The sequence below is a fragment of the Aeribacillus sp. FSL K6-2833 genome, from assembly GCF_037965815.1.
GTDB classification, from domain to species: Bacteria; Bacillota; Bacilli; order Bacillales; family Aeribacillaceae; genus Aeribacillus; species Aeribacillus composti.
Genome location: NZ_CP150189.1, coordinates 3068219 through 3089724 on the forward strand (window position 1 = coordinate 3068219; position 21506 = coordinate 3089724).

Sequence of the window (21506 nt, forward strand, 5' to 3'; positions counted from 1 at the left end):
TCAGTTGCGCAGCGGTTTTCCTTTTAACAGCATGTGCTGCATCCTGGCTTGTGTTTTCGGTTCACCTATTAAACTTAAAAATGCTTCCCGTTCCAAATCGAGCAAATATTGTTCATCTACCTTTGTCCTGTATGGAAGCTTGCCTCCCGCAATCACATAGGCTAATTTTTTAGCAATCTTTACATCGTGCTCCGAAGCGTATCCCGATAAATAAAGATTTTGTGCCCCTAATATCATGGCGGCATATCCGGTCTCGCCAACTACCGGAATTTTTTTGCGGACAGGAGGACGGTATCCGCTTTCATATAAAAACAGCGCTTTTTGCTTCGCATCATACAGCAGGTGATCTTTATTGATGGTTATGGCGTCTGTCGGTTGAAGAAACCCGTTTTGCTGCGCTTCCTGTGCGGATTTGGACACCTTAGCCATGGCGATCGTTTCAAATGTTTTATTTGCGACCTTTTGCAAATCAATTTCAATATCATTGCCGATTTGGTCAAGAATTTTTATATACAGTTCTTTGTTTCCTCCCCCGCCCGGGATCAGTCCAACACCTGTTTCAACTAGGCCAATGTAAGTTTCCATAGCTGCTTGAATGCTTGAGGCAGGCAAACATACTTCCGCGCCGCCTCCCAATGTCATATGAAAAGGGGCCGCTACAACCGGCTTCGGACTATATTTAATTTTCATCATCGCTTGCTGGAACTTTCTTATCATCAGCTCAATTTCAAAATAATTTTCATCCTGCGCCTCCATTAACATAAACGCAAGGTTTGCGCCTACACAAAAGTGTTTTCCTTCATTGCCGATGACTAGCCCTTTATAATTTTTATCAACTTCGTCGATGGCAAAATCGATCATTTGCACAATATCATAGCCGATCGCATTGTTTTTCGAATGAAACTCGAGCAGTGCGATATCATCGCCGATATCGATTAAGCTTGCCCCGTTATTTTCTTTAATGATTGATTTTTCATTTTTCAACGATTGCACATGAATTTGTTTCATATTTGTTTGCAGCAGTCTGTACTCGCCCCGATGATAAAAATAAGTGGTGCCTTCGCTTTGCTTATAAAACGTTTCATTTCCATCCTTCAGCATTTGCTTGACCCATGCTGGCACTGTTCCGCCCTGCTGTTCAATGGTTTCAACCGATCGTTTTATCCCGATTGCATCCCACATTTCAAACGGTCCAAGCTCCCAGCCAAATCCCCACTTCATCGCTTGGTCAATGTCAACGATCGTTTCGGCAATGCTGTCCAGCTGTTCTGCGGAATAAAGAAGCGTTGGAATAAGAATTTTCCAAATAAGAGTGCCTGCACGGTCGTTCGAATAAACAACTGCTTTTAACTTCTCCCCGGTGCCTTTTTCACGTCTCGCTATTTCGATAGAATCGGCACGCAGTTTTTTTCTATTTTCATATTCCATCGTATTTACATTTAATTCTAAAATTTCTTTGCCCGTTTTTTTGTAGAATCCTTGCCCGGCTTTTGACCCAATCCAGCCGTTTTCATGCATTTTCTTCATAAAATCCGGGACACTAAAAATTTCTTTTTCTTCGCCATCCACTCTTTCATATACGTTGTTTACGACATGAAAAAACGTGTCTAAACCGACTACATCAAGTGTGTGGAATGTGGCGCTTTTTGGTCTGCCGATCAAAGGCCCTGTCACGGAATCAACTTCTCCGACAGAATAATTCCCTTTCAGCATTTCACGTACGGTTACAAGAAAACCATATGTTCCAATGCGATTGGCAATGAAATTCGGTGTATCCTTTGCGCAAACAACCCCTTTGCCAAGAACATCTTCACCAAATCTCTTCATAAATGCTACAACTTGTTCGTCAGTATCTTTTGTTGGAATAATTTCGAGCAGCTTCAAATAGCGTGGCGGGTTAAAAAAGTGAGTGCCTAAAAAATGTTTGCGGAAATCTTCTGAGCGGTTTTCTGACATCGAATGAACGGAAACTCCAGACGTGTTTGTGCTGATAATGCTGCCTGGCCGCCGCCATTTGTCCACTTTTTCAAAAACTTTCTGTTTAATATCGAGCCTTTCCACAACTGCTTCAATCACCCAATCAGCTTCAGCAATTTTCTCAATGTCATCATCAAAATTCCCGATCTCAATTCGCTCTATATTTTCTTTTGCAGTCAATGGAGCAGGGGTCTGCTTCTGCAGTCTTTGCACGGCCTTTTGAGCATAACGGTTTCGAACGATTGGATCTTTCAGCGTCAATCCTTGCTGTTTTTCTTCTGCCGTTAGTTCTGTCGGTACAATATCCAGGAGTAATACATGAATCCCGACATTCGCTAAATGTGCTGCAATTTGGGATCCCATCACTCCTGATCCGAGTACTGCAGCTTTTTTTATTTGACGCACAATTTCAAATCCCCTTTCATTTGAATGAACATTCATTCATTTTTTCTGTTTTACTAAAGTATAAAATATTTAAAATTTTTGTTCAATATTCCTGTTAAAAAATTTTTGCATAACTCTTTAAAAATTGTGGGATATTAAATTTGTACATTTTTGAAAAAGGGGGCTTTTATGATGAATCAAATGCCAACCAATATGCAAAATATGCAGCAAAATCAAATTTATAACGAACCGCCGCAAATTATTTCTGTAAAAGATCAACTATATTTAACAGATATGATGTCATGGAATTTAATTGCGATGAAAAAAGCACATTTTTTTGCTTCACAATGCCAAATTCCTGAAATTAAAGCTGAGTTGGAAAAGGTAGGAGAAATGCATCATCGCCACTATCAGCAGATATTAAATCAATTAAATGGCAATCCACAAATGCAGTAGAAAGGAGATTTATTATGCAAGCCCAGCAATCAAACAACACGAAAATCAGCAATCCGGAAACAACAGTTCAAAAAAGCCCGCAAATGAACGACCGCGACTTTATAAATGATTTGCTTGCAACTGAAAAATATATGACACAAGGTTATAGTACAGCTTTGAATGAGCTTAGCCACACCGTTTTATACGAAAATATTCAAATGATTTGCGACGAAACGCAAAAATGCCAGCGGCAGTTATTTAATGTCATGTTTAAAAATGGATGGTATTCCCTTGAGGCGTGCGACAATCAAAAAATACAACAAAGCTATCAGCAATATGCTAATTATTTGCAGCAGCAATCTCCTTACAATCAAAACATTCAATAAAAATGAACTTAAAAGTGTCTGACCCCATTCGAGCAGACAACAAATAAAGAGTTAAAGCAGCCTTATTCCGGTAAACAAGCGGAGTAAGGTTTTATTTCTTTACGGGTTGAAATGTTATTCCCAATCGATTACTGAATAGGCGATCGAATGCTCATTCCGTTCTATATGATCACTATTTATCTGCTGTTTTTAAAGTAAGAAGCATTTTGCTTTAGCACAAAAAATTTTTAACCTTTATCAGCATTCCATTGTTTCGTCCAACGTCAATGCTATGAAACCTTAAAGTTATTTTGAATGATACTATTCTGTCCGCATAAAAAATCCCCCTGCTGCTTATAAGGAGGACAACTTCAAATTTAGATCAACGTTTTCTATTATTTCTATGCTGTTCATTTAATTCTTTTATTTCATTAATAATAGCTTTCATTTGTTCTTTTGCTTCTGGAAATTTTTCATTCCAATGTTTCACTAGCGGCGGCATCGATTTTGCCATGTACGTATACAACACCCAAATTTTCACTTTTTCTTTTAATTCAGGAGACGATTTTCCAAGCAAGAGTTCGGTATACTTTTCAACAAGCGCATCAACCTGAGCTTGAAACTGGTTATCCATTTTTAATCTCTCCAATTACTTTTTTATTGTACATTCACTAACATTCGGGCATGTTCTGCACTTTTTCTCTTCATCGTCTGTCAAATAAAACAGGCAGCATGTTTTTCTTTTTCGAATATAATCATCATATTGATCAGAATATGTCTTAGGACCAAAAAATTTTTTTAATGGGTTCCGATTAAAATCCCCAAACAATTCACCTTTTGCTTCCTTCACGCAATAAATAAAATCTTCTTTTATTTTTTCATGTTTATCTTCATGCTGCCTTTCATTGAGCAATGTTTCATACATCCAAAATATATAGATCGCAACATTTTCCCAAAGAATCCATTTTGAAATTTTTGCCTCTGTTGAGACAACCTGTAAAAGACGGGTGATGTTTTCTTTAAATAATAAGGTTAACATTTCATCCCGCCATTTTTTTCTTTCTTGGGGAGCGATTGTGACTTCGTTCGATTTGAAATAAAAGCCCGGCAGCCAAAGCGGATCTTCGTCATCAGTGATCAGGACAAGATTTTTTATATCCACTTTTAAAGCTTTATCAAACATTGTCATGGTATAAAGAGCTAAAGCGGCTAAAAAAGCATATCTTTTAATAAACATTGACCCGGCTACATAAAGAGGTGCATTAAATTTAGGCTGAATATTTTTTAAAAACAGCTGCAGTTTTTCCGGTTTTAGCAGTTCCTCCATGTCAATTGATGAATCGGTTGCACGTTTTGCTTCTGAATATCGAAATTTTGACAGCACCTTTATTTCATCGAACGTCAACTTTCCCATGCCTGCATCCCTACTTTATTAATATTTCTCCCTTTTCCGAACGGAATACATAGCGGTGTTCCAAAAATCGGATCGCGAATAATTTTGCAATCCATTTCAAAAACATCTTTGACCAGTTGTACATTCATTACATCTTCCGGTTTTCCTTGTTTATAAATGTTTTTATCCTTTAATACGACGATATGATGAGCATAACGACAGGCTAAATTTAAATCGTGAAGAACCATGATGATCGTTCTTTTCTCTTTCATATTCAATTCAAATAATAAATCGAGTATTTCAATTTGATGTGTTATATCTAAATAAGTTGTTGGCTCGTCGAAAAGAATAATATCTGTATTTTGCGCCAAAGTCATGGCGATCCATGCACGCTGTTTTTGTCCTCCTGATAAAGAGTCCACTGTTCGTTCTGCCAATTCACTCATTCTAGTTGCTTCAAGCGCTCGAAAAACTAATTCTTCATCTTCCTTGGACCATTGGTTCAGCCAATTTTGATAAGGATACCGTCCTTGTTTAACAAGCTGCAAAACAGTTAATCCTTCTGGGGCTTCAGGCCCTTGCGGAAGTATAGCCAGTTTTTTTGCCACTTCCTTTGTCGGTAGCTCGGCAATGTCCTTTCCTTCCAAGAGTACTGAACCGCCTGCTGGCTTTAAAATTCTTGCCAAAGATTTTAATAAGGTCGACTTTCCACAACCGTTGCTTCCAATTAATACAGTAATTTCTCCCGTTGGAATAGTAAGATTAAGATCTTCAATAATCATATTCTGTCCATAAGCAAAAGTTAACTCATGAGTATACAATCTATGCATGCCATCACCTCCTAAATATTTCTGTGCTTCATTAACAAGTAAATAAAATAAGGAGCCCCGATCGCTGAAGTAAACACACCAGCTGGAATTTCATGCGGCAAAAAGATTGTTTTTCCCAATAAATCAGAAAGCATAACAATGAGTGCCCCGACAAAGGCTGAAATCGGCAGCATCAAACCAAAGCTTGAACCGACAAGCTTTCTTGCAATGTGAGGAGCAATAAGACCTACAAACCCTATCCCTCCTCCAAAAGCGACAGCAACAGCAGTCAAAGCGGTTCCTAGAAATAAGAGGAAAAAGCGGGTTAATTGTACCCGGTTTCCCATACCGATTGCGATCTCATCGCCAAAACTTTGAATATTGATCGTTCTTACAGTAACAACCGTTATCAAGAGAAGAATGATAGTTGCTGGAAACAAAATCTTTACTTGAGACCAGTTTGCTGCATAAACTGAGCCGGTTATCCAAATATTTGCTTGGGATGCTTGGTAAATAGGCCCTTTTATCATTAACAAAGTCGTTAATGCTTTAGTTAAAAAGGAGATTCCAATGCCGACCAACACAAGCCTGATGGCAGTCACACCGTTTTTCCACGACAATAAATAAACACAAATACCTGTAACGGCTGCTCCTATGAAAGCTGCCAAAGGCATCCAATGAATGCTTACAGTTAAAGAATGATTCTTATCGGAAAACAGCATTAAAAATAGTACAACCGCTGCCGAAGCACCGCCGGTAATTCCGATAATGTCAGGGGATGCTAAAGGGTTCCGAACTAAATTTTGCAAAATTCCGCCCGCAACAGCCAAACACATGCCGACCAAAAGGGAAATAAGAATTCTCGGAAGCCTAAATTGTTTAATAACAAGCTCGTTCGTTCCATCCCCTATTCCAAAAATTGTTTGAAAAACTTGGACAGGGCTGATCATCACTTCGCCTACACTTGCACTGACAAGGATTACGAAAAACGCTGCAAGAAAGAAAACGAACGTAAGGAAAAAGGCTTTTTTATCAATTAAAAATGAAATGACATTTCCGATCCGAAGCGAAACATATTTTTTCATGATGCACGAACCCCCTTCCTTGCAATATAAACAAAAAATGGGGTTCCAATTATCGCCGTCATGACCCCTACAGGGACTTCTTCAGGCATGACAATGAAACGGGCGCCAATATCTGCTGCAACTAGCAAAATCCCACCAAATACTGCACAGAACGGCAAAATCCATCTGTAATCATTTCCGGCCACATACTTTGCAATATGGGGCACGACTACGCCGATGAATGCAATAGGACCAGCCGCCGCAACTGCACCGCCCGCAAAAAATATGACAGCACAGGCTGCAAAAAACTTCACTGTTCCTACTTTTAGTCCTAAACTTTTCGCCACTTCTTCTCCCATTACTAAGACGTTTAATTTAGAGGCGATAAATGTACAAATAACTAATCCAATCAAAATATATGGAAGAACAGCTGTCATTACCTCCATTTTGCGGCCTTGCACAGATCCTGCAAGCCAAAATAATACTTGATCCAACGCTGCTTCATTTAAAACTAACAAACCTTGCGTAAGGGAAGAAAAAAGTGCCGCAACGGCCGCTCCTGCCAAAGTAAGCTTTACAGGCGTCAATCCATCACTACCCAATGAGCTGATCATGTACACAAGCATGGCAGCAAAAGCTGCGCCTGCAAAAGCAATCCAAGTAAACGCTTGTAAGCTGTTTACAGAAAATAAGGAAAAAGCTAGAACAATAAAAAATCCTGCACCGGCATTGATGCCAAAAACGCTTGGCGATGCAAGAGGATTTTTCGTAATAGCTTGCATCAATGCACCGGATAAAGCAAGACAAGCGCCGACTACACTCGCTATGACGGATCGAGGAAGTCGAACATTTTGTATAATAATATGTTCATTGGAACCATTAAAATGAAAAAAAGCATCCCATGCCATCTTCCAGCTTGTATCCGTATATCCATATACAATACTTGCACACATGCTGAATAATAGAAGCAAAAAGGAAAGAAAAAGTAAGATTGCTTTACGATTACTAGATAATGACAACTTCACGTCTCTCCTAACAAGTCGAACTTCTGATCCAATTGTACCAAATCATTTTGAATGTGAAAATCATTTTCAATTAATTATTGACTTTTTATTTCTCACTGATTACTATTATTAAGGAATTGAAAATCATTTTCAACTACATTTTAGGGGGGTACATAATGAAAAAAACATCAAAATTATTATTTTCCATCATTGCCATACTCATGCTGGCAGTAATTGCTGCTTGCGGCAATGGGGACAGTAAAGAAGCTTCAAAAGAAAAGAAAGAAAGCTCAACTGAAAGTCAATCATACAAAGTTGAGCATGCAATGGGAACAGCTGAAATTCCAAAAAAACCTGAACGTGTCGCCGTATTAACGAATGAAGGAACTGAAGCACTTTTAGCAATGGGATTAAAACCAGTCGGAGCCGTTCAATCTTGGCTTGGCGATCCTTGGTACGATCATATTAAAGATGAAATGAAAGACGTTGAAGTCGTTGGTACAGAAAGTGAAGTCAATGTTGAAAAAATTGCAGCTCTTCAGCCTGACTTGATTATAGGCAATAAGCTTCGCCAAGAAGCAATCTACGACAAGCTCAATCAAATAGCGCCAACAGTTTTTTCGGAAACATTAAGAGGCGACTGGCAGGAAAACTTTAAGCTATATGCAAAAGCCATCAATCGTGAAGAAGAAGGACAGAAAGTATTAGATGATTTTAATAATCATGTAGAAGAAGTAAAACAAAAATTAGGAGATCAAGTGAATCAAGAAGTTTCAGTTGTTCGTTTCATGGCTGGTGTAACGAGAATATATTGGAAAGATTCATTTTCTGGTGTGATTTTCGATCAAATTGGATTTAAACGTCCTGCTCAGCAAGAAAAATTGTTTACAGATGCAAATAAATTAGGAGATTTGGCAGTTGAAGTCGGAAAAGAACAAATTCCGGAAATGGACGGTGACATCATCTTCTATTTCACCTATGCACCGCAAGGAGATAAAGAAGCTTTGCAAGCAGAAAAAGAGTGGACAAACGATCCACTTTGGAAAAACTTAAATGCTGTTAAAAACGGAAAAGCTTACAAAGTTGACGACGCTATTTGGAACACAGCCGGCGGTGTACTTGCTGCAAACCATATGCTGGACGACTTAGAAAAATTGTTAACTCAATAAAATTGAGATGGTCGAAAAGATAATTTTTTCTTACCTTGAAAATCAGCAATATGAATAAAGCCAAAGCAACCTTACTTCAATTTTCATTGGAGTAAGGTTGTTCAGCTTTTATGGCATTTTTGTTTCGTTTAACTGCATTTTCGCTTTATTTCGGTTTATAAGACTACTTTGCATTTGTTATTTAACTTATGTTCGGGCAAGTTGTACTGGACGAATCTTCATTCATTCATTTATAAAAAGAATTCTTTTTCGTATTCAATGCCAATCAATTATTTCGTTTAAAGTTCTTTTGCCATGCATTCTCTTTTTAAGGGAAGGGTGGCTTTTCATGTTTTTAATTAATCTATTCATACGTATCGACGTTACGTGCTTCGATCATATCTAGTTCCTGCCGTTCAATTAGTTCGCCACGGACTTAATTGAATTCTTTCCCCGATCTTATTTTTGTCCATACATATACACTTTTTCAGCGATTCTTTCTCAATTCTTTTCTACCAAAAACAATATTCATTCCGATCTTTATTTTTGAACCGTTACCTTCTTCGTGACATGCTCATGTAGTCCTTCATCATTGTTGACATGAACTTGGATTTGATAAGTCCCTGGATCAGAAAATGTATATTTCGCTTCATAAGTACCTTTCTCGTCTCCTGCAGCATCTACCCAATCATGCTTTTCAGAACCGTCCTTCCAAATTTCATAACGGACGTTTGCGTTTAACAACGGAGCGTTATCTGCTTGAATTTTTGTTTGAATCAATGTTTCCGCATTCGCCTTTACATTTTCCGGCAGCTCCAATTGGATGTCTACAGATCCGTGAGAATGTTCATGAGTATGATTTGCGGTTTCTTCGTTTTCGCCCGTTGAAGCTCCATCTTTATGTAGTTCACCAATCACAATTTGTTTTTTGGGCATATTATGCTGATTTTTCGCCGTAACGTGTGATTGAACAAAAAAAACTCCATTTTCATCAAATGTGTGTTCAATCGTATATTGGCCGTCTTTTTCATGTTTTGCTTCTATCATTTTACTTTCTTCTTTTTCTCCTTCTTTCCATATTTCAAATTTTACTTCATCAGCATCTTCAACCGCTTCTCCTCCGTAGCTCACTTCAGCAGTCAACGAAACTTTTTCATGAATATTCGCATGGTCCGGCACTTTCAAATTGACTTCGAGCGGATGAACTTCGGCACTTTCTCCGCTGTTCTCTTGTTTCGTTTCATTTTGACCGCAAGCTGCAAGAAGGAAAACGGCGGCAAGCAATATAATGATTTTTTTCACAATAAATCTCCTTTCCTCAATAAAAATTAATTGAGAACTATTAAATAAAGAATAAATTTAATACATACATATTGCAACATTGCAAAGGTGAATATTTTGTGTAGGATTCATGAAATTTTTATGTGGAAGAATAATGGGTTTTGCATCTAGAAGCATTGAATCGGACGCACAAATTGAACATATCCCGATCAAATAGACAGTATAAAAAAATACCCCCCTTCTTCAGCGGCTTACAGAATAGTTGTAGAAGGAATCACTGTTAAAGAAATCATCTGATAATTCCCCCCTCCCATACAACTCAGTAGGTCTGTAAGCTGAAGAAAGAAGCACTGTCTTCGAAGATATTTTTTAACTGCTAAGAGTTTAAACTCAACTGAATAGTTTATGAACTTTTCTCCTTTTCTTGCCATAAAAAATCACCTCTTAAAGCAGTGTTGACCAAATAGGGATTTTTCAACATCTACTTTAAGGGGTGCAGTTCATAGACAGTATAGGTTTTTTTCTTACTATCTAGACAAGAGGGATCGTATCAAGTAGTGAGTATCGGTTTATATTTTCATCTCCCAGCAAAAATTCAATGTTTTCTGTTACACCATTTTCTCCGGCTGGACAATGCGGTCAAATTCTTCGGCTGACAGAAGGTTCAGTTGAACAGCTGCCTCCTTTAAAGTCAATCGTTTTTCATATGCAAGCTTTGCAATTTTCGCTGCATTTTCGTATCCAATATGAGGATTTAAAGCAGTTACGAGCATGAGCGAGTCTTGTACATATTTATCAATCACTTCTTTGTTTGCTTCAATTCCCACAGCACAGCGGTCGTTGAAGGAAATTATACTATCCGATAAAAGCCGGATCGATTGTAAAAAGTTATAAATAATAACCGGTTTGAAAACATTTAATTCAAAATTTCCTTGGCTTGCGGCAAAACCAATCGCTGCATCATTTCCCATGACTTGGACTGCCACCATCGTTAATGCTTCGCTTTGCGTCGGATTCACTTTTCCCGGCATAATGGAGCTTCCGGGCTCATTTGCTGGTATCGTGATCTCGCCAATTCCGCATCTTGGACCGCTTGCCAGCCATCTAACATCATTCGCAATTTTCATAAGATCAGCTGCCAAGGCTTTTAACGCTCCGTGTGCATGAACGATTTCATCATGGCTAGTTAGCGCATGGAATTTGTTTTCAGAGGAACGGAATGATTCATTCGTTTGCTTGCTTATTTCATCTGCTACAAGCTGTCCAAACTGAGGATCCGTATTAATTCCTGTTCCGACTGCTGTTCCGCCGATCGCCAAATCTCTTAAGTTATCCATTGCTTCGACAATCATTTTTCTGCTTTTTCTCAGCATATGTACCCATCCGCTGATTTCCTGTCCAAGCGTGAGCGGTGTTGCATCCTGCAAGTGGGTGCGGCCAATTTTCACAAGATTCTCAAACTGCTTGGATTTCTTATCAAGCGTCTCTGTCAACAAATCAATTGCCGGCAACAGCTTGTTTTTTATCGCTATTACACCTGCAATATGCATTGCTGTAGGGAATGTGTCGTTTGAGCTTTGTCCCATATTCACATCATCATTTGGATGAATTTTTAATGATTCAAACCCATTTTCTTTCAAGTATTCATTTCCTTTAAACGAAATCACTTCATTGACATTCATGTTCGACTGCGTTCCGCTTCCGGTTTGCCATACTACGAGCGGGAAATGCTCATCAAGCTTCCCTTCTATAATTTCATCGCAAACACGAACGATCGCATCTTTTTTCTCTTTTGGCAGCTTTCCTAATTTTTCATTAACAATCGCTGCACCTCTTTTTAAAATGGCAAATGCACGAATGACTTCAATCGGCATCGTTTCAGTACCGATTTTAAAATTGTTTCTGCTCCGTTCCGTCTGTGCACCCCAGTAGCGGTCTTTGGGAACTTTTACTTCTCCCAGCGTATCTCTTTCTATACGATAGTCCATTTTCTTCTTCCTCCTTTTTAAATAATCATCTATTTTAAATATACCTCTAATATTTTGTTAAAAGCAAAAAAACTCTGATAATTTTTTATAAAAATGAAGAACTTTTTTAAATCAAAAAAAAAGCGGTTTTAACCGCCCTGAACTATTGTTTTCTTATTTTGAAGTGTGCATTCAGCTGGCCTTGAATCATTTTTTTCTTATCTTCGAGCATTTTATCTCTTTCTTTTTTCAGCATTTCTTTTCTAATTTCAAACGTTTGAACGCCGTCTTCGATTTTATCTGCAATTTCCATTAATGTTTCAATATCTGAAAAGGAATATTTTCTCGTTCCTTGTTTCGTTCTTTCGGGAAAAATTAATTTTCGTTCTTCATAATATCGTATTTTTCTTGGTGATAGTCCTGTTAGTTCACTAACGATACCGATCGTAATGACTTTTTTATCCTTATATGATTCTGACATTGTTATACCTCCTTTTATAACGTTATTACGTGAAAATTTATAACATTTTCAGCCATTAACTTTATTATACAATTTTTTTTCGCATTTTTTTATTTTTGTTGTTAGATTTTCTTACATTGAATACTTAAAAATTTTTTCCTTGTTCAAATTGACAAGAAAGCAAACTATTAGTATCCTTTGTACAGATCACATTTGGGTTGGAGGAAAGGTTTATGCTACATACGAAACAAACGAATCTTGAATCTTTTTTACATCAATATAAAGATCGCGCACGTCTTCTTATTACATGCAACGACCAGCCAGGGATTGTTGCAAAAATCTCCAAAGTTTTATATGAACATGGCGCCAATATCGTCCAATCAGATCAATATTCAACAGACCCTTCAGGCGGCACTTTTTTTATGCGCGTTGAATTTGAATTGCCGGATATAGAACACAAAAAAGGCGAGCTTGAAAAAGACTTTGAGCCGATCGGAAAAGAATTGCAAATGAAATGGCAATTTTCATATATGAACCAATTAAAGCGAATGGCGATTTTCGTATCGAAACAAGATCATTGCCTTCTCGATCTTCTTTGGCGTTATCAATCAGGCGATTTTTTTTGCGAAATACCTTTGGTAATCAGCAACCATCCAGATTTGCGTGAACCAGTTGAATCGCTTGGAATTCCGTATTATTACATACCGGTCAATAAAGACAATAAGCCGGAAGCGGAAAAGCAGCAGCTTGAACTGTTGAAGAAATATAATATTGATTTCGTCGTTCTCGCCCGTTATATGCAAATTTTATCTCCAGATTTCATCAAGCATTACCGGCATCGAATTATTAACATTCATCATTCGTTCTTGCCTGCATTTGTCGGTGCAAGACCGTATGAGCGCGCATATGAACGCGGAGTCAAAATTATTGGAGCCACTTCCCATTATGTGACGGAAGATTTGGACGAAGGACCAATTATTGAACAAGGGGTTAAAGAGGTCAGCCATCGGTACAATGTTGAAGATTTAAAAAGGGTCGGAAGAACGATTGAACGCGACGTTCTCGCCCGCGCTGTACAATTGCATTTGGAAGACCGCATCATTGTTCACGGAAACAAAACGATTGTCTTTTAAAGAGAGCTAGGCTGGAAAAATTATGTCCGGCTCTTTTCGTGCGCAGCATTCAAAATAAAAAACGAAACAGCTGCATGAATTGACACCCTTTCATCGGGCAATTTATAATGCTCCCATAAGGTGAGACACATGAGCGTGATAAATAAGTTATAATGATACCATGAAAAAAAGAAACCGATATACCGCAGAATTTAAAGCTAAGGTGGTTCTTGAGGTGTTGCGTGAAGAGCAAACCGTCAATGAAATAGCCGCCAAATATGAATTAAGCCCAGTCATGGTCAGTCGTTGGAAAGCAGAATTTCTAGAACGATCCTCGATGGTCTTTGAAAAAGGCTCAAGCGAAGTGGATAAAATCCGTAAAGAATATGAGGCCAAACAAGAAAATTTAGAGAAATTGGTAGGTCAGTTAACGGTTGAAGTTGACTGGCTGAAAAAAAACTTAGACGGCACAACCAACACAATAAATTAGTTGTGCCTTTTCCATTTCTCTTCAATAGTGTTTAAATATTCATTTGGTTCTTTTTTGAATCTTCTTTGTTTTATATGCTCGCCAATACGTTGTTCCCATTTATTCGCTTCAGTTTTATATGCTGAATAATTAACATTTTTTATCATTTGTAGCCCTTCCTGTTCATTAGAGACATTTTCTACAAATACAATGTTTTCACCGTGTCGGATAATATATCGATTCCAAGTCCGACTACCTGTGATTCTTCGGTGTTTTTGCTTTATTCTTCTAAAAAAGAGTTCTAAATCATTATTCGTTCTCGGTATAAGTGGATAATCATAAAAGGTGAAAAGTCCTTTCCAAAATCCTTTACTATACTTTAATAGGTTCTCTACAAACGGTTGATCTTCTTTCCGATTGAGCTCTTTTTCCATTTGGTTTAAATATTGCTTCAATCTGTTTTCGACCCAAAAACTTGTTTTATTCTCAGAAGGTTCCATAATGGTGGTAATCCTTTTAAATCGTGTATCCCAACGTTTTACGAGTTGATAATCTTCCTTATAGTTATCCACATTTCTGACTATTCTGAACAACTTTTCAAGTAGAGGAGTCCCCTTTTTTATCCAGGCATTTTTCAATCGAATCTTTAATCGCATTCGTTCGTTCAAAAACACAAGTGCCTGGTAATTCGAATGGTGGCTTACCATCTTCTAGAAGAACGGATCGAATAGCCGCAATATAGTCACTTGCTACCTCTTCTTCTATGTTTTTAGATGGAGAATTTTCAATTTTTCTTTCAACTTCCCTTATTCCCCTTAGCTTCTTTTTGATATTCGTTTTTAGTTTTCTATCTTTTTCAACTAATGGTTTGGCTATGTCTTTAAAGTAATGAAACTGACAATATTGATACGGAATATCTGGAGCTATTTGTTCAATTGCTAAACGAATGGATTGTTGCCCATCACTGATAAAACCTTGGATTGGATAACCCCAGTCTAAAATGGGTTGAATAATACCTATCAGTTCTTGAGAAGCACTGCTTTTTAAATTATGTGCAGCTAAAATAGTACCACTAAGAACTTCACGGATGACATACAATGTTTCGTTACCTTTTTCGGGTTGGACACCATCAATAGATAAGACAAGTCCTCCATGTTCTTTCACAATATTTTCTAATGTCTCTTTCATATTTTCTTTAACGCTTGCCCGCAGTAATAACGCATATCTTTCATAAAGTTTCTGTACTTGCCTCTCAGAAATTTTCACTTCTTTTTCCGATAATATAGTAGCTATCTCAGATCGAGTCTTATGTTCTTTAAACCGTAAATATCCGATATATGCGATGACATCCATTCCATAAGTAATGTGCTTCATACTTAATTGTTCGGCTTCAGCTGAACGATATACGGTGTCATTAGAACAGGAGTTATTCTCACATCGGTATCCTAGATTTATGATTTTAAATTCACCTTTTAGGGTAGAAATTGTTTTTCTCCAAACAGGGTGACAGTATACTAATTTATTACCACATTCTGGACAATTAGTTATCTCGGGTCTAAAGTATTTTGATTCGATTGGATTTAATCTATTTTTGGTACGCATAAATAATCACCAACTTAAATAAAATTCAGGTCTATTATAACCTAAATTTAATGTTGGTGTTATTTATTCCGTCTAAGAAAAAAAATCTGGACTCAAATAAGTCTGTTGACGAACGAAAGGCTATGGTCGAATTCAATCACCCATCGATCAGCATCAAGCGTCAGGCACAGTTATTAGGTATTCATCGTACTAGCGTGTATCGCCAATCAAAGGGGCAAACAGAAAGCTCAGAAAACATCATGCTCATGCACGAAATGGATATGCTTTATACAGTTCATCCCTACTTTGGCTACAGGCGCATGACTGCGAAACTTCGTGAGAAAGGATTTGATGTGAATCGTAAACGCGTACGCCGTCTCATGCGCCTTATGGGTATACAAGCTATTTACCCTAAACCCAACATTAGTAAGAGGCTACATGCCAAGTACTGCCGACCTTACCTGCTCCGTGGATTGGAGATCACCCATCCGAACCATGTGTGGGGAGTGGATATCACCTACCTTCGTATGGGACGGGGCTTTATGTATCTGTTTACCATCATCGACTGGTTCAGCCGCAAAGTGATCGATTACGAGTTATCTAGTACGCTGGAGAAAGGATTTGTCATCAACTGTCTGAAGCGGGCATTGCGTCATGGTAAGCCGACCATCATCAATAGTGACCAGGGCAGCCATTTTACAAACGCTGACTATCTCGGGCTGTTGAAAGAGTATGGCATCCAGGTATCAATGGATGGCAAAGGACGAGCAACAGACAATAGTCGTACGGAACGCTTCTTTAGAGCTTTAAAGTATGAATGTATCTATCTCAATGAATTCGATAATCCTAAAGAGTTGCGAAAAGGCATTCGACGCTATGTTACGTTCTATAATACAGACCGACCTCACCAATCCTTGGACTATTTGACGCCAGCAACAGTGTACAAGCAACCTAAGATGGCTCAAGCATCCTAACCATCGAACGTGATGAGAGGCTTTATATGGAGAGACGGGCATGATAGGCTGTTTTAGCCATGCGATGTTATCTGTCCATCGCTCCAGCGCAAAAAATCGTGCCCGTAGAGGCTCCATGTCAAGCCTTTATCGCACACGCACCACATTCATAGCGAAAGGAGAGAATGGATAACTTAAATATTATCAATTTGTGTCTTGACAAAGGGGTGCATTACAATTGATTGAACTCCTCTATGACGAACACGGTGTATATGTGTACGAAGACGGCCAACGGGTAACCGAAGCCGTCTTCTTTCATCTACAGAACAATGCCTATGTAAAACGCCACCGGTCACCGTGTACGGCGACTCTTAGCGAAGGAGGGAGAAAGCGATGTATAAAACGTTTTATTCTCTTTCTGGGAACCGTTTTCGAATGACACAAATCCGATAGAGGCTTATCAAGGAATGAACTGCCCCTGGGCGGAAGAAACGAGTCCCCTGTCCATTCCCAATCCATTTCAGAGATACCCTATCTATCTTACATTACACAAAATTCTTGACAGTACCAGTGAATCTCTCAACATGACACTTTTAATAATAAAACGCTCAACGTATAAAAATATTAATTAATCCTCCAACATTAGTACTAAATAATATTGATTCATCACCACATTTTGTGATTTAACCCAAAAAATAAGGAAAACACTCACGAATTCCTGGCAATAATGTTAGCGTGACTTTACATAACAGGAGGTTCTAAAGTGTTTTCCGTATCACTAGATTTGCCAGAATTTGAAGTTGTTAAACAAGTGTTTCTTGAAGATTGCAATTTGTTACATGTTGAGAAAAATACTACAGAAGAACGCTGTTCTTACTGCGGTTTTTTTTCTAGTCATGTCCATGACTGGCGGACAAGAAAGGTTCGTGACTTGTCCGTATTAGGTAAGCCCCTTTTCTTATTTGTCAGAGTGTATAGATACCGTTGTCACAACTGTAATGAGGTATTTTCACAAACATTTGAATCTATCCGTCCTAATAAGCATCAGACCAATCGGTACAGAGAATATCTGTACGAAATGTGCATTGGCTCTACTATCCAAGAAGTGAGTCGAAAGGAATACCTTATACAACTGTTGAAAGAATATTTTATTCCGTTGCTAAAGAAAAAGAGAAGGAGCATTTAGAAACTCTTGAAAGTGTTTTAGAAAACCATGAATTAATCCTTAGCCTTGATGAGATCGCTGTCCGAAAGGGTCACCGATATGAAACAGTTCTTATGGATACCCAATCCGGGAGTGTGCTTGGTATGGAACATCAACGGAGTTATCATTCAACTCAGATCTTACTTGCCAAGAAGATTCTGTCTAATAAATGTGTTCATACCGTTGTTATGGATATGTGGGATCCCTTCCATAAAGCTGTTAAATCTATATTCCCAGAGGCCTGTATCGTCATTGATAAATATCATGTGGTGCAAAAGGTGACACATGCACTTGACCAAGTTAGAAAGAAAACTCCTGGACTAAAAAAGGGACGGTTTAAACTCTTGAAAGGTTCTGAAAAGTTAACGGCTAATGAAAAACAACAATTAGACGAGATGCTCAAAGAGCATTCAGAATTGTCATATGCCTATTTTCTAAAAGAACTCTTTAGAGAAATATACCAAGTGAATGACTATGATACAGCTGATTCACTCTTAGAAGAATGGATTCAACTCGCATGGAGCAGCCCATTTCCTTCATTTCATCAAGTTGCCAAGACGATAGAAAATTGGAAGGCACAAATTTTACAATATTTTCTTACCCCTTTTACGAATGGCCGGATTGAAGGGACAAACCATAAGATAAAGAACATCAAAAGACGTGCTTTTGGCTTCAGAAACCTTGAAAGATTTCGGCTACGTGTATTTTTGGAATGTACAGGTAAAACTTATAAAAATCAGGTTGCTTAACCATGCCCTTCATCAGCTTTCCGCATTGTAGTTGGTAGAATGGAATCCGTCAAGGAAAGCACTTGACCGCTTCCATCTACCAACTTAGTGGTCTGCAAGCTGACGAAGGAGCTACTCTAGATTGAGTATCAATCTCGCTAACTTATTTCCGGAATTGTGTGAACATCACAGAATATGGTGATGAGACATAATATTTAACAGTATAAATGGCATTATAATAATGAATATAAAGATTTACCAAATGTGTATAAAGAATCTAACAAGAAAATTGACGAAAAAAGTATAGATGCTGTCCAGTTGGCTTTTTTGCATTTAAGAAAAAACATTATTAAAAAGGCTCCTAATAGAGCTGTAAATTGATATAATAAGAGATTATATATTTGGAATAACCCTATAAAAATTATGTTAACCATTGTTATAAATAGTTTAGGTACCAAAGCATAATAAAGGTATACTTTAATATCAGGTGAAAAAATAGTCAATAAAAACTTTGCGATAATATATTGGACTAAAAAACTTATTAACGTTAAGAATAATGAGAAATTTGTAACTATTTCTTCAAAGTTAATGTTATCAGATAATATTTTTCTTAATTCTCTAATTTCCTCAAATTCTTCAAGATATCCTACTATTTTATAAGAAACAGCGAAGGATAAAAAATAATAATTTAGTAATACATATAGAATGAACGAGACAAACGATATTAACTTTGGATATTTTCCCACGAAAGTTCACCTTTTTCTATATAAATAGCACGCGAATTATCAATTAATTCTTTGTTTATCATACTATGAGACACATATATAATCGTTACTTTGTTTGATAGAGTTATTAATCTTTCAGAAAGTATTTTGATACTTTCAGAATCTATTGTTGACATGGCTTCATCAATAAGTATAACTTCCCAATCCTTCACTAAAATTAAAGATAATCCTATTTTAGCTTTCATCCCAGTAGATGCTTTACTATATGATATGTCCAAATTACCATCAAAAAACTCATCTACTTTTGAGAGCTGCTCTTCGGACAACTTAATATTAAAGGTATTCCACAAAATCTCAAGATTTTCTCTAATTGTAAAAGGGCGAATTCCAATTGGATCAACATTTAAATACAGAATAGAATTTCCGCTGACAGCAATTTGACCTAAATATTTCTTATCAAGGCCAGCAATCATTCTAAGAACAGTGCTTTTACCAGCACCGTTTCGACCTTTTAGATGATAAAGACCTTTCTGTATTGTAAAGTTAACATTACTTAATATCGTTTTTTCTTTGAATTTTTTAGTACAGCCTTTAAATTCTATACTCACTGTAATCTCCTCGTATATTGTTATTAGCTAGTTTTTAACTAGTTTAAATCGTTATATCTTTTTAAGATATAATGTATTTAGTCAGATAGAGGTTGTCGTTATCCTCCTTGAAGTATTGTCTTCGTTGAAAAGACTGGCACCTCTGTCTTTATAGAATTATTCGAATGAGCTGGATGACACATTCGTTGTCGCATATCGGACGAGGTTGGATATCTATAAAGATTAGAGGATTCCTCCATCTGATTAAAATATTTTCAGGCGGTGTATCTTTATGTTTTATATTGGTATCGATGTTGGTAAACGTCATCACGAAGTTGGTGTAATTGATGAAAAGGGACAACCAATTGGTAAAACCTTACGATTTGAGAATTCAAAATCTGGTAGTGAAAAACTACTTGAATTCTTTAACCAACATCAATTAGCACCTGATAACTCAGTAATCGGGCTTGAAGCCACAGGTCACTACTGGTTATCTATTTTTTCATTTGTGCATAAATTAGGGTTTAAAACAACTGTATTTAACCCTCTTCAATCAGATTCATTACGTAATTTTTATTTACGCAAAACAAAAAACGATGTAAAGGACGCTTATCTTATCGCTCAAGTGATTAGAATTGACTCGCCAGATGAAACGCCATTTATAAAAGAAGATTTACTTAAATTAAGACATCTAGAACGTCTGCGTTATAGTTTTGTGGATCAAGTTTCTGATATTAAGCGAAAAGTGATTTCGTTACTTGATCAAGTATTTCCCGAATATGAACAATTGTTTTCTGATACCTTTAGTAAATCCTCTACAGAAGTTTTAATGAATTACACGCTACCTGAAGATTTGCTTGAAATTGACCCCCAAGAATTAGCAAACCTTTTACAGGAAGCTAGTAATGGTAGATATGGCGAGTCACGAGCATTAAAGAAAGCCGATCAACTAAGAGAAAGCACATTAAATACCTTTGGCATAACTATTGGTACAGATGTGTTCAAGCTACAGATTCAACTTCTCCTTGAACAAATTCAATTAATTGAAAAACATCTAAAAGAGATTGAAGAAGTCATGATTGAAATATCGAACAGACAAAAGCATTATCTTACAACGATTACGGGCATAAGCGATGTAACTGCCTGTGTAATTCTTGGTGAAATTGGTTCTATTGATCGTTTTGAACGACCAGAACAACTTGTTGCTTATGCTGGTTTAGATGCATCAGTTCACCAATCAGGCGATTTTAACAGCAGTAACACAAGGATTTCTAAACGTGGTTCGCCTTATTTACGACGAGCTATTTGGCAAGCTGCTTTTGTCGCTAGCAATCATGATCCAGCACTTTCTTTATACTATCAAAAACTGCGTAAGCGTGGAAAAGCTCATGGAACTGCCATTGGTGCGGTTGCACGCAAATTAACTCATATTATTTTCGCAATACTTCGTGATAACAAGCCATATGAACCAAGACCACAATTAGATACTTAATAATATTGATTAAAATTAATGTTTCTTCAACCTTAATTTAAAAATGACTAAATTAAGGTTTATTTGGTGTGCCCAATTTTAACAAATTCTCCGTTTTATACTGCCTAAAAATATTTCTTAAAATTCCCTTGACTTTTTATAGCTGGTCTTTTGTTACTTCATACTTTAGTCTCAATTTTTGCCTGTTTTATATAGATATTTTTTCTTATTTTAATTATATCAATTAACAAATTGAATAAAATATTAAAATACAATTAATTTAGACATTTTATGAACTTTTTGTGTTTTTACATTAAATGTAAATATAAGAATATACCTGAATCCGTGATGAATTGAAATCGACTTTGATTTTGTTGTAATTTTGATGG

21 protein-coding genes and 1 pseudogene are annotated in these 21506 nt (G+C 37.1%); 10 read left to right on the forward strand and 12 right to left on the reverse strand.

The window, feature by feature from the left end:
- Nucleotides 1–2382 (reverse strand): 3-hydroxyacyl-CoA dehydrogenase/enoyl-CoA hydratase family protein, encoded by a 2382-nt coding sequence (locus NSQ94_RS14955; RefSeq protein ID WP_186439303.1) that lies wholly within the window; start codon nucleotides 2380–2382, stop codon nucleotides 1–3.
- 171 nt (nucleotides 2383–2553) lie between these two features.
- On the opposite strand from NSQ94_RS14955, the gene NSQ94_RS14960 reads away from it, so the two are divergent.
- Both NSQ94_RS14960 and NSQ94_RS14965 read left to right on the forward strand, forming a co-directional pair.
- Nucleotides 2554–2817, forward strand: coding sequence for a hypothetical protein (locus NSQ94_RS14960; protein ID WP_133309146.1), 264 nt, complete (start codon nucleotides 2554–2556; stop codon nucleotides 2815–2817).
- Nucleotides 2818–2831: 14 nt separating this feature from the next.
- Nucleotides 2832–3182, forward strand: coding sequence for a spore coat protein (locus tag NSQ94_RS14965; RefSeq protein ID WP_063386942.1), 351 nt, complete (start codon nucleotides 2832–2834; stop codon nucleotides 3180–3182).
- Nucleotides 3183–3543: 361 nt separating this feature from the next.
- Here the strand turns inward: NSQ94_RS14965 and NSQ94_RS14970 are convergent, their stop codons facing one another.
- Genes NSQ94_RS14970 through NSQ94_RS14990 form a run of 5 tightly spaced genes read right to left on the reverse strand, consistent with a single transcriptional unit; the run spans nucleotide 3544 to nucleotide 7446 of the window.
- Nucleotides 3544–3795, reverse strand: a complete 252-nt coding sequence (locus tag NSQ94_RS14970; RefSeq protein ID WP_339229535.1) for a YusU family protein — start codon at nucleotides 3793–3795, stop codon at nucleotides 3544–3546.
- A gap of 15 nt (nucleotides 3796–3810) precedes the next feature.
- Nucleotides 3811–4575 carry an IucA/IucC family C-terminal-domain containing protein gene (locus NSQ94_RS14975; RefSeq protein ID WP_339229537.1) on the reverse strand — a complete coding sequence of 255 codons (765 nt, stop codon included), beginning with the start codon at nucleotides 4573–4575 and terminating at the stop codon, nucleotides 3811–3813.
- Nucleotides 4563–5384: an ABC transporter ATP-binding protein gene (locus NSQ94_RS14980; RefSeq protein WP_063386944.1), complete on the reverse strand. Its 822-nt coding sequence runs from the start codon at nucleotides 5382–5384 to the stop codon at nucleotides 4563–4565. Before NSQ94_RS14980 ends, NSQ94_RS14975 begins: the two co-directional genes overlap by 13 nt.
- An 11-nt stretch (nucleotides 5385–5395) precedes the next feature.
- On the reverse strand, nucleotides 5396–6448 hold the full coding sequence (locus tag NSQ94_RS14985; protein ID WP_094245240.1) for an iron ABC transporter permease: 1053 nt from the start codon (nucleotides 6446–6448) through the stop codon (nucleotides 5396–5398).
- The gene (locus NSQ94_RS14990; protein WP_339229540.1) at nucleotides 6445–7446 is read right to left on the reverse strand and encodes an iron ABC transporter permease; all 1002 of its coding nucleotides are present in this window, start codon (nucleotides 7444–7446) and stop codon (nucleotides 6445–6447) included. The genes NSQ94_RS14985 and NSQ94_RS14990 overlap by 4 nt, the downstream gene beginning before the upstream one ends.
- 161 nt (nucleotides 7447–7607) lie before the next feature.
- Here NSQ94_RS14990 and NSQ94_RS14995 point away from each other — a divergent pair, with 161 nt between their 5' ends.
- Nucleotides 7608–8600, forward strand: a complete 993-nt coding sequence (locus NSQ94_RS14995; RefSeq protein WP_339229542.1) for an iron-siderophore ABC transporter substrate-binding protein — start codon at nucleotides 7608–7610, stop codon at nucleotides 8598–8600.
- A 519-nt stretch (nucleotides 8601–9119) separates the two neighbouring features.
- On the opposite strand, the gene NSQ94_RS15000 is transcribed toward NSQ94_RS14995, so the two are convergent.
- From NSQ94_RS15000 to NSQ94_RS15010, 3 genes are all read right to left on the reverse strand, one after another.
- Complete coding sequence (locus NSQ94_RS15000) at nucleotides 9120–9881, reverse strand: FixH family protein (RefSeq protein WP_339229544.1); 762 nt, start codon at nucleotides 9879–9881, stop codon at nucleotides 9120–9122.
- 587 nt (nucleotides 9882–10468) lie between these two features.
- A complete protein-coding gene (fumC, locus tag NSQ94_RS15005; protein WP_327862672.1) occupies nucleotides 10469–11848 on the reverse strand; it encodes a class II fumarate hydratase in 1380 nt (459 codons plus the stop codon).
- A gap of 142 nt (nucleotides 11849–11990) precedes the next feature.
- Nucleotides 11991–12308 carry a MerR family transcriptional regulator gene (locus tag NSQ94_RS15010; RefSeq protein ID WP_063386951.1) on the reverse strand — a complete coding sequence of 106 codons (318 nt, stop codon included), beginning with the start codon at nucleotides 12306–12308 and terminating at the stop codon, nucleotides 11991–11993.
- Between the two features lie 212 nt (nucleotides 12309–12520).
- Between NSQ94_RS15010 and purU the strand changes: the two genes are divergently transcribed.
- Together purU and NSQ94_RS15020 are read left to right on the forward strand one after the other, a co-directional pair.
- Entirely contained in the window at nucleotides 12521–13420 is a 900-nt protein-coding gene (gene purU, locus NSQ94_RS15015; protein WP_339229546.1) for a formyltetrahydrofolate deformylase, read from the forward strand.
- A 160-nt stretch (nucleotides 13421–13580) separates the two neighbouring features.
- Nucleotides 13581–13889, forward strand: a complete 309-nt coding sequence (locus NSQ94_RS15020; RefSeq protein ID WP_339229548.1) for a transposase — start codon at nucleotides 13581–13583, stop codon at nucleotides 13887–13889.
- Here NSQ94_RS15020 and NSQ94_RS15025 read toward each other — a convergent pair.
- Nucleotides 13886–14440: a hypothetical protein gene (locus NSQ94_RS15025; RefSeq protein WP_339229550.1), complete on the reverse strand. Its 555-nt coding sequence runs from the start codon at nucleotides 14438–14440 to the stop codon at nucleotides 13886–13888. The genes NSQ94_RS15020 and NSQ94_RS15025 overlap by 4 nt on opposite strands.
- A gap of 25 nt (nucleotides 14441–14465) precedes the next feature.
- On the reverse strand, nucleotides 14466–15470 hold the full coding sequence (locus tag NSQ94_RS15030; RefSeq protein WP_152642860.1) for a transposase: 1005 nt from the start codon (nucleotides 15468–15470) through the stop codon (nucleotides 14466–14468).
- Between the two features lie 122 nt (nucleotides 15471–15592).
- On the opposite strand from NSQ94_RS15030, the gene NSQ94_RS15035 reads away from it, so the two are divergent.
- The 4 genes and pseudogenes from NSQ94_RS15035 (at nucleotide 15593) to NSQ94_RS15050 (ending at nucleotide 18355) form a co-directional block, all read left to right on the forward strand.
- A complete protein-coding gene (locus NSQ94_RS15035; RefSeq protein WP_339229552.1) occupies nucleotides 15593–16423 on the forward strand; it encodes an IS3 family transposase in 831 nt (276 codons plus the stop codon).
- A 214-nt stretch (nucleotides 16424–16637) separates the two neighbouring features.
- Nucleotides 16638–16841: pseudogene (locus NSQ94_RS15040) on the forward strand (hypothetical protein); the annotation flags it as partial.
- 324 nt (nucleotides 16842–17165) lie between these two features.
- A complete protein-coding gene (locus tag NSQ94_RS15045) occupies nucleotides 17166–17588 on the forward strand; it encodes a transposase family protein (RefSeq protein ID WP_339229554.1) in 423 nt (140 codons plus the stop codon).
- A 92-nt stretch (nucleotides 17589–17680) separates the two neighbouring features.
- A complete protein-coding gene (locus NSQ94_RS15050; RefSeq protein ID WP_275416949.1) occupies nucleotides 17681–18355 on the forward strand; it encodes an ISL3 family transposase in 675 nt (224 codons plus the stop codon).
- A gap of 703 nt (nucleotides 18356–19058) precedes the next feature.
- Here NSQ94_RS15050 and NSQ94_RS15055 read toward each other — a convergent pair.
- Complete coding sequence (locus tag NSQ94_RS15055) at nucleotides 19059–19667, reverse strand: ATP-binding cassette domain-containing protein (RefSeq protein ID WP_339229559.1); 609 nt, start codon at nucleotides 19665–19667, stop codon at nucleotides 19059–19061.
- A gap of 271 nt (nucleotides 19668–19938) precedes the next feature.
- Here NSQ94_RS15055 and NSQ94_RS15060 point away from each other — a divergent pair, with 271 nt between their 5' ends.
- Entirely contained in the window at nucleotides 19939–21138 is a 1200-nt protein-coding gene (locus NSQ94_RS15060) for an IS110 family transposase (protein WP_339229560.1), read from the forward strand.
- The last annotated feature ends 368 nt before the right edge of the window (nucleotides 21139–21506 follow it).